General features: G+C 67.9%; 12 protein-coding genes. 8 read left to right on the top strand and 4 right to left on the bottom strand.

Going from position 1 to position 15,276, the window contains the following annotated elements; all coding sequences use genetic code 11:
• Positions 1 to 20: 20 nt before the first annotated feature.
• Positions 21 to 842 (bottom strand): YggN family protein, encoded by an 822-nt coding sequence (locus M2421_RS11590; protein ID WP_259206780.1) that lies wholly within the window; start codon positions 840 to 842, stop codon positions 21 to 23.
• A gap of 565 nt (positions 843 to 1,407) precedes the next feature.
• On the opposite strand from M2421_RS11590, the gene M2421_RS11585 reads away from it, so the two are divergent.
• From M2421_RS11585 to M2421_RS11565, 5 genes are all read left to right on the top strand, one after another.
• Positions 1,408 to 3,792, top strand: coding sequence for a ribonucleoside-diphosphate reductase subunit alpha (locus tag M2421_RS11585; RefSeq protein ID WP_259206779.1), 2,385 nt, complete (start codon positions 1,408 to 1,410; stop codon positions 3,790 to 3,792).
• Between the two features lie 226 nt (positions 3,793 to 4,018).
• Complete coding sequence (locus M2421_RS11580) at positions 4,019 to 5,038, top strand: ribonucleotide-diphosphate reductase subunit beta (RefSeq protein WP_088434780.1); 1,020 nt, start codon at positions 4,019 to 4,021, stop codon at positions 5,036 to 5,038.
• Positions 5,039 to 5,408: 370 nt separating this feature from the next.
• Complete coding sequence (locus M2421_RS11575) at positions 5,409 to 5,822, top strand: acyl-CoA thioesterase (protein ID WP_259206778.1); 414 nt, start codon at positions 5,409 to 5,411, stop codon at positions 5,820 to 5,822.
• 40 nt (positions 5,823 to 5,862) lie between these two features.
• On the top strand, positions 5,863 to 6,684 hold the full coding sequence (locus tag M2421_RS11570; RefSeq protein WP_259206777.1) for an NAD-dependent protein deacetylase: 822 nt from the start codon (positions 5,863 to 5,865) through the stop codon (positions 6,682 to 6,684).
• Between the two features lie 122 nt (positions 6,685 to 6,806).
• A complete protein-coding gene (locus M2421_RS11565; RefSeq protein WP_259206772.1) occupies positions 6,807 to 7,916 on the top strand; it encodes an NADH:flavin oxidoreductase/NADH oxidase in 1,110 nt (369 codons plus the stop codon).
• A 48-nt stretch (positions 7,917 to 7,964) separates the two neighbouring features.
• Here the strand turns inward: M2421_RS11565 and M2421_RS11560 are convergent, their stop codons facing one another.
• Positions 7,965 to 8,897, bottom strand: a complete 933-nt coding sequence (locus M2421_RS11560) for a LysR family transcriptional regulator (protein WP_259206770.1) — start codon at positions 8,895 to 8,897, stop codon at positions 7,965 to 7,967.
• A gap of 182 nt (positions 8,898 to 9,079) precedes the next feature.
• On the opposite strand from M2421_RS11560, the gene aceE reads away from it, so the two are divergent.
• The 3 genes from aceE (at position 9,080) to purU (ending at position 13,692) form a co-directional block, all read left to right on the top strand.
• A complete protein-coding gene (aceE, locus tag M2421_RS11555) occupies positions 9,080 to 11,752 on the top strand; it encodes a pyruvate dehydrogenase (acetyl-transferring), homodimeric type (protein WP_259206769.1) in 2,673 nt (890 codons plus the stop codon).
• A gap of 107 nt (positions 11,753 to 11,859) precedes the next feature.
• Positions 11,860 to 12,771: a hypothetical protein gene (locus M2421_RS11550; RefSeq protein WP_259206768.1), complete on the top strand. Its 912-nt coding sequence runs from the start codon at positions 11,860 to 11,862 to the stop codon at positions 12,769 to 12,771.
• Positions 12,772 to 12,840: 69 nt separating this feature from the next.
• Positions 12,841 to 13,692: a formyltetrahydrofolate deformylase gene (purU, locus tag M2421_RS11545; RefSeq protein WP_259206766.1), complete on the top strand. Its 852-nt coding sequence runs from the start codon at positions 12,841 to 12,843 to the stop codon at positions 13,690 to 13,692.
• 198 nt (positions 13,693 to 13,890) lie between these two features.
• Here the strand turns inward: purU and pncA are convergent, their stop codons facing one another.
• Both pncA and M2421_RS11535 read right to left on the bottom strand, forming a co-directional pair.
• Positions 13,891 to 14,520, bottom strand: a complete 630-nt coding sequence (pncA, locus tag M2421_RS11540) for a bifunctional nicotinamidase/pyrazinamidase (RefSeq protein ID WP_259206765.1) — start codon at positions 14,518 to 14,520, stop codon at positions 13,891 to 13,893.
• A 57-nt stretch (positions 14,521 to 14,577) separates the two neighbouring features.
• Positions 14,578 to 15,264 carry an epoxyqueuosine reductase QueH gene (locus M2421_RS11535; RefSeq protein ID WP_259206764.1) on the bottom strand — a complete coding sequence of 229 codons (687 nt, stop codon included), beginning with the start codon at positions 15,262 to 15,264 and terminating at the stop codon, positions 14,578 to 14,580.
• Between the last annotated feature and the right edge of the window lie 12 nt (positions 15,265 to 15,276).

The following is a 15,276-nucleotide window of genomic DNA, read 5'->3' as shown; positions in this document are numbered from 1 at the left end:
GTCGATGCGTGGATGCGTTCCTACGACGGGGGCAGCACCAGCGCATCCGCGCGCGGCTGTTCGTGCGCGATCGGCGCCGCGGCGGACTCGTCGCGGTCGATCACCATCATCGCCAGCGGCTTGCCCTGGTAGCGCACCTCCAACGACTGCTGGATCGCATCCAGCGCCAGCACCCGGGTGCACAGCGACTGGGCCTGCGCCTCCAGGGCCTGCCCTCGCGCGTCCATGCGGCGCTCCAGGTCGGCCTCCATCTTCTCGGCGCGGGCCTCGATCCGGTCCGAGCCGCCGGTCAGCATCGTCCACAGCACGCCGCGGGCGAGCGCGCCGGACAAGCGCTCGGCCGCGTCCTGCACATGCCGGTCGAAGCCCGCCTCAAACACCGCCTGCTCCCAGATCCCGCGTCCCAGGGTGCGAGCCACGTAGGCGTGTGCATCGCGCCGCAGTCGCTCCACCCGTCGCTGCGTGCCGCCGCCGCCGGTCATGATCTCCACCGTGGCGCCCAGCGCATCGAAGGCGATGTCCGTGGCCTCGCCGGCGACCCCGGCCACCGCGGGCACCAACTGGCGCGTGCCCCACTCGAGCTGGCGCAGGCGCTGGGCATCCGCGTCGCTGACGGGGATGGGCTGGCGGTCGATGTTCAGCTCGCCATCGTGGAAGAAGATCTCCGCCGGCACCTGGTCGCGGTTGCGCAGCCAGATCCCGCCGCTGTCCACCAGCACGTTGTACGGCGTGCTCACCCCGCACTGGCGGGAGGAGAGCTGCGGCGCCTTGCTCTTGCCCGCAGCGGCGGTGCTGGCCGCGGCCAGGCCCAACAGCAGACATCCGGTCAGGGGCAGGCGCATGGTCGCGTTCATTCAAAGGAGGCAACCGGAGCGTGGCACCCCGTGGGTCCCCCGGCGCGGGTCGGAAGTCACCCTGACCGGCGGCCATTCGTTAGGGCTGTGTGAGCGGGCGTTGTTCTGTTTTCGAGCAGGACAATCCGGCCATTTGCCCTTGACTGCGCACTCGCTTTCGACGGGGCCGGACCGTTCGTCGGACGCCTTTCCGGCCCGGTCCTTGCGCCCCAAGGGATTGGCCAATTTCACTACATTTGGCGTTGACGGCACCTGGTACCCCCACTATCTTGTGGCCGTCGGTACCAGCGACCACAAGTCGCCGGGCGTATCGCCTTCACGCCGATGGCCTGAAGACCTACTGACAACCGCACGAAAGTACAGCGTGCGGTGCCGGTCGCACCACTCCCGGGGGAGAGGACCTGTAACGCACGGAAACCGCCACGCAGGCCTGCCTGCGCAGTCGCGGCCCATGCGACACCACAGGGCCACTCTGGGAATCCCGTGCACCGGTCCGGCGCCTGCAAGCCAGGTGACGCTGTACGACCCCAAATCACGCCAAGAGGAAAACGCCGTGAGCACCGAAACCAGCGCAGCCACCGAGCAGGAAAGCGAGTTCCTTCTGACCTCGCCGCCCACGGCCAACGCCATGAGCGTCACCAAGCGCAACGGCACTACCGAACTGGTGGACCTGAACAAGATCGTGCGCGCGGTGCAGCGTTCGGCTGAAGGCCTGCACGCCGTCGATCCGATGCGCGTGGCCACCCGCACCATCTCCGGCCTGTACAACGGCGCCACCACCCAGGAGCTGGACGAGCTGTCCATCCGCACCGCCGCCCTGCTGATCGGTGAAGAACCCGAGTACGGCCGCCTGGCCGCGCGCCTGCTGGCCAACTTCATCGCCAAGGAAGTGTCCGGCCAGGAAATCTACGCCTTCTCGCAGTCGGTCGGTCGTGGCCATGAAGTGGGCCTGATCAACGACCGCCTGCTGAACTTCGTGCAGACCAATGCACGCAAGCTCAACGACGCGATCGACATCGGGCTGGACCTGAACTTCGATTACTTCGGCCTGCGTACCCTGTACGACCGCTACCTGCTGCGCCATCCGCACACCCGCAAGGTGATCGAGACCCCGCAGCAGTTCTTCCTGCGCATCGCCAGCGCGCTGAGCGAAGACGTGCCGGAAACCCTGGCCCTGTACAAGCGCATGGGCAGCCTGGACTACCTGCCGTCCAGCCCGACCCTGTTCAACTCCGGCACCACCCACGAGCAGCTGTCCTCGTGCTTCCTGCTGGACTCCCCGCAGGACTCGCTGGAGTCGATCTACGCCAAGTACGGCGATATCGCCCAGCTCTCCAAGTTCAGCGGCGGCATCGGCGTCAGCTACACCCGCGTGCGTTCGCGCGGCTCGCTGATCAAGTCGACCAACGGCCATTCCAACGGCATCGTGCCGTGGCTGAAGACCATGGATTCGTCCGTGGCCGCGGTCAACCAGGGCGGCAAGCGCAAGGGCGCGGCCTGCGTGTACCTGGAAACCTGGCACGCCGACATCGAGGACTTCCTCGAACTGCGTGACAACACCGGCGACGAGTCGCGCCGTGCGCACAACCTGAACCTGGCCAACTGGATCCCGGACCTGTTCATGCAGCGCGTCGAGTCGGACCAGGAATGGTCGCTGTTCGATCCGCGCGTGGTGCCCGAGTTCACCGACCTGTTCGGCGAAGCCTTCGAGCAGGCCTACCTGCAGGCCGAAGCCCAGGGCAAGGCCCAGCGCACCATCTCCGCGCGCAAGCTGTACTCGCGGATGATGCGCACGCTGGCCGAGACCGGCAACGGCTGGATGACCTTCAAGGACAAGTGCAACCGCGCCAGCAACCAGACCCTGCGTCCGGGCAACGTGATCCACCTGTCCAACCTGTGCACCGAAATCCTGGAAATCACCTCGGCCGAAGAGACCGCGGTGTGCAACCTGGGCTCGATCAACCTGGGCAACCATTTCGATGCCCACGGCGAGTTCGATTTCGACAAGCTGGCCGACACCGTGCGCCTGGCCGTGCGCCAGCTCGACCGCGTGATCGACCTGAACTTCTACCCGATCGAAACCGCGCGCCGTGGCAACCTGCGCTGGCGTCCGGTCGGCCTGGGCTGCATGGGCCTGCAGGACGTGTTCTTCCGCAAGCGCCTGGCCTTCGACAGTGCAGAAGCCCGCGCGCTGTCGAAGAAGATCGCCGAAGCGATCTACTTCCACGCGCTGGAAACCTCGGTCGAGCTGGCCCAGGAACGCGGCAAGCACCCGTCCTTCGCCGACACCCGCGCGGCCAGCGGCGAGCTGCAGTTCGACGCCTGGAACGTGGTGCCCGAAGACACCGCGCGTTGGGATGCCCTGCGTGAGCGCATCAAGGAACATGGCCTGCGCAACTCGCTGCTGATCGCCATCGCCCCGACCGCGACGATCGCCTCGATCGCCGGTTGCTACGAGTGCGTCGAGCCGCAGGTGTCCAACCTGTTCAAGCGCGAGACCCTGTCCGGCGACTTCCTGCAGGTCAACCGTTACCTGGTGAACGAGCTGAAGAAGCTCGGCCACTGGACGCCGGAAATGCGCGATGCGATCAAGCTGGCCGAAGGTTCCATCCAAGGCATCGCCCAGATCCCGGAAACCCTGCGCCAGGTCTACCGCACCGCCTGGGAACTGCCGATGCGCTCGCTGATCGACATGGCCGCCGACCGCGGCGCGTTCATCGACCAGTCCGCCTCGCTCAACCTGTTCATGGAAAGCCCGAACATCGGCGCGATGTCCTCCATGTACATGTACGCCTGGAAGCAGGGCATCAAGACCACCTACTACCTGCGTTCGCGCCCGGCGACCAAGATCGCCAAGACGACCGTCAGCAGCTACACCCCGGTGGAAGCCGTCGCCTGCTCGCTGGAAAACCCGGAAAGCTGCGAGGCGTGCCAGTAAGAAGGCGTGCCGGCCCAACCGGCCGGCATTCCAACGGGTAGGTACCCACCGTTGGTGGGTACAAGAGAATTGACACCGCCGGGCCACGCCCGGCTGCTTCATCCCAGACACCGCTGTCACCGCAGGGCGCTTGCAGGGCCCACGGTGCCGGAAGCCCGCCGCGCACCCGCGCGGGTCTTTCGACGCGTCCCCGATCGGGGCGCCGCCACTGAACCAAGGAATTCCCATGGCCGACAAGCCCACCCAGATGTTGCTCGATCCAGGTTTCGAACTGACGTTGCGCCCGATGCGCTACCCGCAGTTCTATGACATGTATCGCAACGCGATCAAGAACACCTGGACCGTGGAAGAGATCAACTTCCAGATCGACATCAGCGACCTGCACGGCAAGATGTCGCCGGGCGAGCGCCACCTGATCCACCGCCTGGTCGCGTTCTTCGCCACCGGCGATTCGATCGTGTCCAACAACCTGGTGCTGAACCTGTACCAGCACTTGAACGCGCCGGAAGCGCGCATGTACCTGTCGCGCCAGCTGTACGAAGAAGCGCTGCACGTGCAGTTCTACCTGACCCTGCTCGACAACTACCTGCCCGATCCGGACGAGCGCGCCAAGGCGTTCGACGCGGTGGAGAACATCGACTCGATCAAGAAGAAGGCCGACTTCTGCTTCAAGTGGATCGACTCGATCCAGAACCTCAAGCGCATCGAAACGCGCGACGAGCGCCGCCAGTTCCTGCTCAACCAGATCTGCTTCGCCGCGTGCATCGAAGGCCTGTTCTTCTTCGCCGCCTTCGCCTACGTGTACTACTTCCGTTCGCGTGGCCTGCTCAACGGGCTGGCCTCGGGCACCAACTGGGTGTTCCGCGACGAGAGCGCGCACATGGAGTTCGCCTTCGAGTGCGTGGACGTGATCCGCGAGGAAGAGCCGGACCTGTTCGACGATGCGATGAAGCAGCAGGTGTATGACATGCTGGCCGAGGCGATCGAATGCGAAGTGCAGTTCGCCGAGGACGTGCTGTCCGGCGGCGTGGCCGGCATTTCCACCCGCGACATGCGCCAGTACCTGCAGCACTGCGCCGACAACCATTTCCACCGCCTCGGCATGGAAAAGAAGTACAACGTGCGCAACCCGTTGAGCTTCATGGAACTGCAGGACGTGCAGGAGCTGACCAACTTCTTCGAGCGCCGCTCCTCGGCCTACCAGGTCGGCGTGAAGGGCGAAGTCTCGTTCGACATGTCGTTCTGAGTCCAGCGCCATACGCGTCAACGAAAACCCCGGCCCAGTGCCGGGGTTTTTCGTTTCAGAGCGGCGGTCCCCGGACGCAAACCCCGGTAGCGCCGAGCCACGCTCGGCTGCTCTTCCCCCCCTTTGTGTCCCACCCGCCAACCTGCTCTCCCATCCGCGTACGCAAACTGTCCGGAGAAGGTTGGGCCTCCCATTGCAGGACCGTCATGCGCCATGGATGGCGCATGCGGGCCGACAGGGACGTACGTGCGGCGTGTCCTGCAATGGGGGCCCAACCTTCGCCACGCGACAGCAGACAAAACGCCATCCACGCGACACATCCACCCCCTGCCGTATCATCCGCGCCGACTCCCCCACATCGGCCACCGCCATGTCCCCGACCCCCGACACCGTCCCGCCCACTGAAATCAGCATGGCCGAGATCGTCTTCCCCAACCACACCAACCACCTCGGCACCCTGTTCGGTGGCCAGGCCCTGGCGTGGATGGACAAGGCCGCCTTCCTCGCCGCCGCCCGCTACTCGCGGCGCACCGTGGTCACCGCGCGCTCGGACCAGGTCGACTTCAAGCTGCCCATCCGCATCGGCCAGATGGTCGAGACCATCGGCCGCATCGTCGAGGTCGGCCGCAGCTCGATGAAGGTGGAAGTGGAACTGATCGCCGAAGACCTGCACACCGGCGAGCGCAAGCTCTGCACCCGTGGCCATTTCGTCATGATCGCCCTGGACCCCGAGGGCCACCCCATCGCCGTGCCGCCGCTGCCCGACGCCATCCCCGGCCCGTAAGCCGATTGGGTTCGCCGCCGCGCGCCCCCACCTCAGCCCCATGTCCAGCCCACTCGCCGACTTCATCGACCGTGCCCAGCGCCTGTTCGTCCTCACCGGCGCCGGCTGCAGCACCGATTCGGGCATCCCCGATTACCGCGATGCCGACGGCCAGTGGAAGCGCACCCCGCCGGTGACCTACCAGGCCTTCATGGGCGAGCTGGCCACGCGCCAGCGCTACTGGGCGCGCAGCCTGCTCGGCTGGCCGCGCGTCGGCCAGGCCAGGCCCAACGGCACCCACGCCGCCCTGGCCGCACTGGAAGCGCGCGGCCAGCTCGAGGTGCTGCTCACCCAGAACGTGGACCGCCTGCACCAGCGGGCCGGCAGCCGTGCGGTCATCGACCTGCACGGCCGCCTGGACCAGGTGCGCTGCATGGGCTGCGAGGCGCGCATCGCGCGCGAAGATGTCCAGCACCTGCTGCTGGCCTGCAACCCCGGCTGGGACCAGCTCGACGCGGCCCAGGCCCCGGACGGCGATGCCGACCTGGACGAGGTGGATTTCAGCCGCTTCCAGGTGCCGGCATGCCCGCAGTGTGGCGGCATCCTCAAGCCGGATGTCGTCTTCTTCGGCGAAAACGTCCCCCGCGACCGGGTCGCCACCGTCCAGGCCCATCTGGCGCAGGCCGATGCCGTGCTGGTGGTCGGATCCTCGCTGATGGTCTATTCCGGCTTCCGCTTCGTCCAGGCCGCCGCCACTGCCGGGCTGCCGGTGGCCGCGCTCAACCTCGGCCGGACCCGCGCCGATGACCTGCTCAGCCTCAAGGTCGAGCAATCCTGCGCGTCGGCCCTGGCCTTCCTGCTGCCCAGCGCTGCCAACGCCTGAGGCGCGCGCAACGGGCCGGGCGTGTACCGCCGCGAAACTGTGATCCACCGGCACGGTTGCCTGATCGGCACGGCAGGAGTGCAATAGCGTCCGGTTTTCCGCATTCGCCAGAGTCCCCCCACTTGAGCCAGCTTTTCTCCCCCGTGTCCTTTGGCCCGCTGTCGCTGGCCAACCGCATCGTCATCGCACCGATGTGCCAGTACTCCTCCACCGATGGCCTGGCCAACGACTGGCACCAGATCCACCTGGGCCAGCTGTCCCAGTCCGGCGCCGGCCTGCTGATCCTCGAAGCCACCGCCGTGCTGCCCGAAGGCCGCATCAGCTGGGCCGACCTGGGCCTGTGGGACGATGCCACCGAAGCCGCGCTCAAGCACGTGATCGAGGCGGTCAAGCGCTGGTCGCCGATGCCGATCGGCGTGCAGCTGGCCCATGCCGGCCGCAAGGCCTCCTCGGCCCGGCCGTGGGACGGCGGCGGTGCATTGCCCGCGACCGACCCGCGCGCCTGGACCACCCATGCGCCCTCGGCCATTCCCTTCAGCCCGACCGACCCGGCCCCGCAGGCGCTGGACCTGGCCGGCATCGATGCGGTGGTGGAGGCCTTCGTCGCCGCGGCCCAGCGCGCCGAGCGCATCGGCCTGGACCTGATCGAGCTGCACGCCGCGCACGGCTACCTGCTGCACCAGTTCCTGTCGCCGCTGAGCAACCAGCGCGACGACGAATACGGCGGCTCGCTGCAGAACCGCATGCGCCTGCTGGTGCGCGTGTTCGACGCGGTGCGCGAGGCGGTCTCCGATCGCATCGCCGTCGGCGTGCGCATCTCGGCCAGCGACTGGGTGGCCGGCGGCTGGGACATCGAGCAGACCACCACCCTGGCGCATGTGCTGGATGGCCGTGGCTGCCAGTTCCTGCATGTGTCCAGCGGCGGCAACGATCCGCGCCAGCAGATCCCGCTGTCGCCGGGTTACCAGGTGCCGTTCGCGCAGGCGATCAAGGCGCAGAAGCTGCGCATGCCGGTCATCGCGGTCGGCCTGATCACCGACCCGGCGCAGGCCGAATCGATCCTGCGCCACGGCCATGCCGATGCCATCGCACTGGCCCGCGGCATCCTCTACGACCCGCGCTGGCCGTGGCATGCCGCCGCCGCACTCGGCGATTCGCTGGAACCGGCGCCGCAATACCTGCGCTGCGAACCACGGGAGGCGCGCGGCGTGTTCATCGCCCCGCCACGCTGACCGGGCCTGCAGGCGATGGCCGCCCGCCATCGCCTGCACCGGCACACCTCAGCCCACGTCCACCCGCCACTCCGGCGGCAGCCCATCGACGATGTGCTGCATCAACGCGCGCACCTTCGGGGTGAGGTCGCGGCGGTCGCTCACGCACAGGTACAGCCGCATCGGCTCGGGCAACGCCTGCGCATCGCCGGCCTCGTTGCCGTCGAACAGGGCCTGCAACTCCCCGCGCGCCAGGTACGGTGCCGCGACGAAGGCCGCCAACCGGGTGATGCCACCGCCGGCCAGGGCCATCGCGGCCAAGGCATCGATGTCGTCGCTGACCAGCGCCGGGCTCACTTCCGCGTCGAAGCGCAGCCCGTCGCGCACGAAGCCCCAGCGCAGGTGGCGGCCATCCTTCGGATGCCGGAACAACAGGCAACGATGCTCGCGCAGCGCCTCGGGCGTGCGCGGTACGCCGGTGCGCGCCAGGTAGGACGGCGCCGCGCAGAACACGAACGGCACCTGCGCGATCGGCCGCGCGACCAGCCCTTCTTCCAGCTGCGGTTCGATGCGGATGCTCACATCCACGTCCTCGCGTGCGTGGTCCACCGCACGGTCGGCCAGCAGCAGTTCGATCGCCAGGCGCGGGTAACGCGCCTTCAGCGAGGGCAGCAGCGGGGCCAGCTTGTGCCGGCCGAAGGAGGTGCTGCAGGCGATGCGCAGGCGGCCTTCGGGCGTGGCGTCCAGGTCGGTCACCGCGGCCTGCGCACGCTGCAGGTCGCGCTCGATGTAGCGCACCTGCGCCAGGTACAGCGCGCCGCGCTCGGTCAGCGCCAACTGGCGGGTGGTGCGGTTGAACAGGCGCACGCCCAGGTGGGCCTCGAGCCGGGCGATGTTCTGCCCCACCGCCGCCGCGCTGATGCCCAGGGTGCGGGCCGCCGCGGCCAGGCTGCCGGCGTCGGCGGTGCGGATGAAGCTGCGGATTGACTGGAGAATATTCATGGTGACCGCCATTCTCGCCTGTGATTGCAAAGTTTGTCTTTATAAAGAGCCAAGAGCGCTGCATCTACCGGCCACCCGGACTGGCTCCTATGGTGGTGCTCCCCGCCCATCCGCGCTGACCGCCTGCCTCCGCCGCGAGTGCACGCCGCGCCCGGAGGGGCCGCCTTTGCCGGAGATGGACCATGGACCCAGCGCTCGCCCCCCTCGATACCGACCCCCAGGAAACCCAGGAATGGCGTGAAGCGCTGCAGGCGGTCACCGACGTGGCCGGGCGCCCGCGCGCGCACTACCTGATCGACCAGCTCAGCGACCTCGACGTGGCCCGGCATGGCGACCTGCATGCGCGCGCCTGGACCGCCTACGTCAACAGCATCCCGGTCGAGCGCCAGCCGGCCTACCCGGGCGACCTGGCGATCGAGCGCCGGCTCAACGCGATGATCCGCTGGAACGCGATGGTGATGGTGCTGCGCGCCGGCAAGCACTCCAACGTGGGTGGCCATATCGCCACCTACCAGTCGGCCGCGGTGCTGTACGACGTCGGCTTCGATCACTTCTTCCGTGGCCGCACCGATACCTTCGACGGCGACATGATCTACATCCAGGGCCACTCCGCCCCGGGCATCTATGGCCGCGCGTTCGTCGAAGGCCGCATCACCCCCGAGCGCATGGACAACTTCCGCCGCGAGTCCGACCGCGATGGATTGTCTTCCTACCCGCACCCGCGGCTGATGCCGGATTTCTGGCAGTTCCCCACCGTGTCGATGGGCCTGGGCCCGCTCACCGCGGCCTACCAGGCGCGCTACATGCGCTACCTGGAATACCGCGGCCTGAAGGAGCACCAGGGTCGCAAGGTCTGGGCGTTCCTCGGCGATGGCGAAATGGACCAGCCCGAATCGCTGGCGGCCATCTCGGTGGCCGGGCGCGAGCGCCTGGACAACCTGGTGTTCGTGGTCAACTGCAACCTGCAGCGCCTGGACGGCCCGGTGCGCGGCAATGCCAAGGTCATCCAGGAACTGGAAGGCACCTTCCGCGCCGCTGGCTGGAACGTCATCAAGGTGATCTGGGGCGGCGGCTGGGACGCGCTGCTGGCCAAGGACCACAGCGGCCTGCTGCGCCAGCGCATGATGGAATGCGTGGACGGCGACTACCAGACCTTCAAGTCGCAGAGTGGCGCCTACGTGCGCGAGCATTTCTTCGGCAAGTATCCGCCGCTGCTGGACCTGGTCGCGGACATGAGCGACGACGACATCTGGGCGTTGGCCCGTGGCGGTCACGATCCGCAGAAGGTGTATGCCGCCTACGCCCAGGCCGTGGCTGGCAACGGCCGCCCGAGCGTGATCCTGGCCAAGACCGTCAAGGGCTTCGGCATGGGCGAGGCCGGGGAAGGGCAGAACATCAACCACCAGCTCAAGAAGATGAGCCTGGACGCGGTGCGCGCCTTCCGCGACCGCTTCGACCTGCCGGTCAGCGACGACCAGCTCGAGGACATGCCGTACCTGCGCCCCGTACCGGGCAGCGTGGAGGAACGCTACTTCGCCCAGCGCCGCCAGGCGCAGGGCGGCCAGCTGCCCGCGCGCCTGACCCACGTCGATCCGTTGCCGGTGCCAGCGCTGTCGGCGTTCGCCACCCAGCTGCAGGGCAGCGGCGAACGCGGCCAGTCCACCACGATGGGCTTCGTGCGCATCCTCACCACGCTGCTCAAGGACCCCGAACTGGGCAAGCTGATCATTCCCATCGTGCCCGATGAATCGCGCACCTTCGGCATGGAAGGCCTGTTCCGCCAGATCGGCATCCACTCCTACCTCGGCCAGCTCTACACGCCGCAGGACGCCGGCCAGCTGAGCTATTACAAGGAAGCCAAGGACGGCCAGATCCTGCAGGAAGGCATCAACGAATCCGGCGCGATCTGCTCGTGGATCGCCGCCGGCACCGCCTACAGCAACCACGGCCTGGCCACGATTCCGTTCTACATTTTCTACTCGATGTTCGGCCTGCAGCGCGTGGGCGACCTGGCCTGGGCCGCCGCCGATGCGCGCACGCGCGGCTTCCTGCTGGGGGCCACCTCCGGGCGTACCACGCTGATGGGCGAGGGCCTGCAGCACGACGACGGCCACAGCCACGTGCTGTCCTCGGTGATCCCCAGCTGCGTATCGTTTGACCCCACCTACAACTTCGAGCTGGCGGTGATCATCCAGGACGGGCTGCGCCGCATGTACGTGGACCAGGAAGACATCTACTACTACATCACCGTGCTCAACGAGAACTACCCGCACCCGGCGATGCCCGACGGTGCCGAGGAAGGCATCCTCAAGGGCATGTACCTGCTGCACCCGGCCGCCGCCGACAGCGACCCGGCGCTGCGCGTGCAGCTGATGGGCAGCGGCGCGATCCTGCGCGAGGTGGAAGCCGCCGCCACGCTGCTGCAGCACGACTTCGGCATCGCCAGCGATGTGTGGAGCGCGACCAGCCTGACCGAGCTGCGCCGCGACGGCCTGGCCATCGAACGCTGGAATCTGCTGCACCCGCTGCAGCAGCCGCGCGTGCCCTACGTGCAGCAGTGCCTGGCCGCGCACGCCGGCCCGCTGGTGGTGGCCACCGACTACATGAAGATCGTCGCCGACCAGATCCGCCCGTTCGTCGACGGCCGCCGCTTCACCGCGCTGGGTACCGATGGGTTTGGCCGCTCGGATACGCGTGAGTCGCTGCGTACGTTCTTCGAGGTGGACCGGCACTTCATCGTGCTGGCCGCGTTGAAGGCACTGGCCGATGACGGGCGGATCGAGCGCGGCCAGTTGCAGGTGGCGATCGAGACGTACGGGATCGATGTGGAGAAGGTGGACCCGGCGGCGGTGTAGGCACGGAAGCATTCACGCCATTGATAGCGCGACTCCGGTCTCTGCCGCACGGCAGGAACGCTGGCATGCTGGATGCCTCGTATCCAGCTGACAGCAGGGAGGCCGTGATGAAGCGCGATCGACAGCCCGGCACGGCCGTCGTCCTGTTCCTCGCGGTGCTGCTGTGCTGCGGGCTGCTGCTGTCGGCGGCCGTCGCCCGCACCGAGCCGGTTCCGGGCAGCCTGCATGCCCGGCTGGTGGCACTGGATGCCGCCCCGGCACAGCCCGCGGCCGAGCGCCTGGCGGCAATACGCAGGGCGTATGCGCAGGCCGCACCGGTGGCGATGCAGTCCGGTGATTGCGTGGCATTGCCGGATGCGCGGTTGCAGGACCTGTTCCAGTCCACCGCCCTGATCGCCTTCTACGCGCGTGAACCGGCCACCTTGCTGCGCCTGCAGTGCCTGTACGAGGCGCTGGTCGCGCGCGATCTCGCCGTGGATGACGACCACCGCAGCATGCGCGGTTCGCTGATCGCGCTGCAGCGGTTCGATGAGGCCAACGCGCTGAACACCCGCCTGCAGACGCCGCCCACCGCCTTGCCGACGATTGGCGGCAAGACGCTGGCGGGCCGGCCGTTGCTGCGGCTGGAGGACATCGGCCAGGTCCAGCGCACAGTGCTGGCCGAGGATGGCCTGCAGGTGGTGGCGATGGTGCACCCGCACTGCGGCTTCTCGCGGCGCGCGCTGCAGGCGATCACCTCGCAGCCTGACTACGCCTGGCTACGCGCGCGCCTGCAACTGGTGGTGCCGATCAGCCAGGCCTGGCCCGGCCAGGAAATGCTGGACTGGAACCGCGCGCATCCGGACCTGCCCATGCAGCCGATGGTGAGCGATCCGTCGTGGCACGCGCTGGACACTGGCCAGTCACCGGTGTTCCACCTGCTGCGCGATGGCGAGGTGGTCGCGACCGTGGCCGGCTGGCCGCCAGAGGGCGCCGACCTGCGCGTCATCCGTGCGGCACTGGACGCGCAAACACGCTGAGTCCGCGTCAGCTTGGTTGCATCTGAGAGCATCGTCCGCGCCGCGGCGGTGCTCGCTTACACTCGAACGATGCGCCCCGATTCCATCCTCACCCTCTCATGCCCGGACCGTACCGGGATCGTCTATCGCGTCTCCGGCCTGCTGTTCGAGCTCGGCTGCAACATCCTCGATGCCCAGCAGTTTGGCGATGAGGAGAGCGGCCGCTTCTTCCTGCGCGTGCACTTCGATCGCGCCGCCAGCCAGGCGCTGGCGGATATCGAAGCGCGGATGGGGACGTTGGCGGCGGAGTTCCAGATGGACTGGCAATTGCACGACGCGCGCCGCCGTGCGCGGCTGCTGGTCCTGGTGAGCAAGCAGGGGCATTGCCTGAACGACCTGCTGTTCCGCGCACACAGCCGCCAGCTTCAGGTCGAGATCGCCGCAGTGGCCTCCAACCATGACGACTTCGCGGCGCTGGCAGGTTCCTACGGCGTGCCGTTCCATCACCTGCCGGTCAACGCCGACAACCGTGACACGCAGGAGCAGCAGATCATCGACCTGGTCGAGCGCGAGCGCATCGACCTGGTGGTGCTGGCGCGCTACATGCAGATCCTGTCGCCGCGCCTGTGCAAGGCATTGGCGGGCAAGGCGATCAACATCCACCACAGCTTCCTGCCCAGCTTCAAGGGTGCGCAGCCGTACCACCAGGCGCACGCGCGCGGGGTCAAGATCATCGGCGCCACCGCGCATTACGTCACCGAAGACCTGGACGAAGGCCCGATCATCGAGCAGGACGTGGCGCGCGTGGACCACGCCATGACCCCGCGCGATCTGGTGCGGCTGGGTAGCGACACCGAATCGCAGGTGCTGGCGCGCGCGGTACGTCGGCATGTGGAGCATCGCATCCTGCGCAACGGCCATCGCACGGTGGTATTTCGCTGAACCGGGATGCGGCGCCGGTTGCCTGATGCTGCCTGCACCTTGATCCGTAGGTACCGACCGTTGGTCGGTACGCTCTTCCGACCGCTGATCGGCACGCTGTTCCGACCGCCGATCGGTGCGCCGTTCCCACCGTTGGTCGCAACGCCGTTCCGCCCGCAGATCGGCACGCCGTTCCGCCCCGCACCCGGAGGCTGCCGGTCAAACGACCGCGATCTTCGCCTTCGCCAATGCCTCGCGCACCATGCCGTCGTTGGCCTCGGTCACCGGCCGGGTCAGGTCCCACAGGAACTTGACCCGGAACCCGGCTTTCACCGCGTCCTGTGCGCTCCACAGCACGCAGTAGTCGCGCGCCAGGCCGCACACATGCACCTCGCGGATGCCGCGTTCGTGCAGCCAGCCGGCCAGGCCGGTGGCCGGGCGGGTGCCGGCCGGGCCATGGTTCTCGCGGAACGCGCTGTAGGAGTCCACCTGCTGGCGGGTGCCCTTGCGCAGGATCAGGTCGGCCACGGTCCAGTCCACGCCCGCGTGCAACGCCGCGCCGGCGCTGCCCTGCACGCAGTGGTCGGGCCACAGCGTCTGCGGCTGCGCATGCAGCAGGATCGCTTCAAACGGGAGATGTCCCGGATGCTGGCTGGCAAAGGACGCGTGGTCGGCCGGGTGCCAGTCCTGGGTCGCCACGACCGTGCGGTAGCGGCGCTGGGCCAGCAGGGCGGCGATCGGCGCCACCAGCGCATCGCCCTGCTCGCAGGCCAGCGCGCCACCGGGCATGAAGTCCGGCTGCAGGTCGATCACCAGCAGGGCGACATCGGCGGGTAGGGCGGCGGTCATGGCAGGTCCAACACAACGGAAGCGGGGCAACCAGCGTGGCGGCCCCGCGTGCGAACGTCAATCGCCCGTGGGGGCGCCGTTGTCCTGTCCGTAATACAGCAGGCCGATCTTGATGCGCTCGCGGCCGGTCTCGCGGCGGTGCCGGTTGGCATCGCGCAGCGAATACACGCAACCGCAGTACTCCTGCTGGTAGAACTGCTCGCGCTTGCTGATCTCCACCATGCGCGCGGCACCACCGCCCTTGCGCCAGTTGTAGTCCCAGTACTGGATCCCCGGGTACTGCGCGGCGGCGCGATGGCCGCAGTCGTTGATCTGGTTCATGTCTTTCCAGCGCGAGATGCCCAGCGAACTGCTGATCACCGGAAAGCCATGTTCGTGTGCATACAGCGCGGTGCGCACGAAACGCATGTCGAAGCACATCGTGCAGCGGATGCCACGCTCGGGCTCGGCTTCCATGCCGCGGGCGCGGGCGAACCAGTTGTCGGTGTCGTAGTCGGCGTCCACGAACGGCACGCCGTGCTTCTCGGCGAAGCGGATGTTCTCCTGCTTGCGCAGCTCATACTCGCGCGCCGGATGGATGTTGGGGTTGTAGAAGAAGATGGTGTAGTCGATGCCGGAGGCGGTGATCGCCTCCATCACTTCGCCCGAGCACGGCGCGCAGCACGAATGCAGCAGCAGCCGGGTGTGGCCGTCGGGCAGGGCCAGGGTGGGGCGGTCGAGCGGGGTAACGGTGGGCGTGGTCATGCGGCTCTCGTC

The sequence above is a fragment of the Stenotrophomonas sp. BIGb0135 genome (assembly GCF_024810105.1).
In the GTDB taxonomy this organism is placed as follows: Bacteria; Pseudomonadota; Gammaproteobacteria; order Xanthomonadales; family Xanthomonadaceae; genus Stenotrophomonas; species Stenotrophomonas maltophilia_AB.
Note: the sequence above shows the minus strand (reverse complement) of the source record. Positions and strands in the feature narration are given on the sequence as shown.

Excerpts from the sequence above, each read along its gene's own strand:
- M2421_RS11570 (WP_259206777.1), top strand. The coding sequence starts at position 5,863 with ATGTCCAGCCCACTCGCCGACTTCATCGACCGTGCCCAGCGCCTGTTC.
- purU (WP_259206766.1), top strand. The coding sequence starts at position 12,841 with ATGCGCCCCGATTCCATCCTCACCCTCTCATGCCCGGACCGTACCGGG.
- M2421_RS11575 (WP_259206778.1), top strand. The coding sequence starts at position 5,409 with ATGTCCCCGACCCCCGACACCGTCCCGCCCACTGAAATCAGCATGGCC.
- M2421_RS11580 (WP_088434780.1), top strand. The coding sequence starts at position 4,019 with ATGGCCGACAAGCCCACCCAGATGTTGCTCGATCCAGGTTTCGAACTG.
- aceE (WP_259206769.1), top strand. The coding sequence starts at position 9,080 with ATGGACCCAGCGCTCGCCCCCCTCGATACCGACCCCCAGGAAACCCAG.
- M2421_RS11560 (WP_259206770.1), bottom strand. The coding sequence starts at position 8,897 with ATGAATATTCTCCAGTCAATCCGCAGCTTCATCCGCACCGCCGACGCC.
- M2421_RS11535 (WP_259206764.1), bottom strand. The coding sequence starts at position 15,264 with ATGACCACGCCCACCGTTACCCCGCTCGACCGCCCCACCCTGGCCCTG.
- M2421_RS11590 (WP_259206780.1), bottom strand. The coding sequence starts at position 842 with ATGCGCCTGCCCCTGACCGGATGTCTGCTGTTGGGCCTGGCCGCGGCC.
- pncA (WP_259206765.1), bottom strand. The coding sequence starts at position 14,520 with ATGACCGCCGCCCTACCCGCCGATGTCGCCCTGCTGGTGATCGACCTG.
- M2421_RS11550 (WP_259206768.1), top strand. The coding sequence starts at position 11,860 with ATGAAGCGCGATCGACAGCCCGGCACGGCCGTCGTCCTGTTCCTCGCG.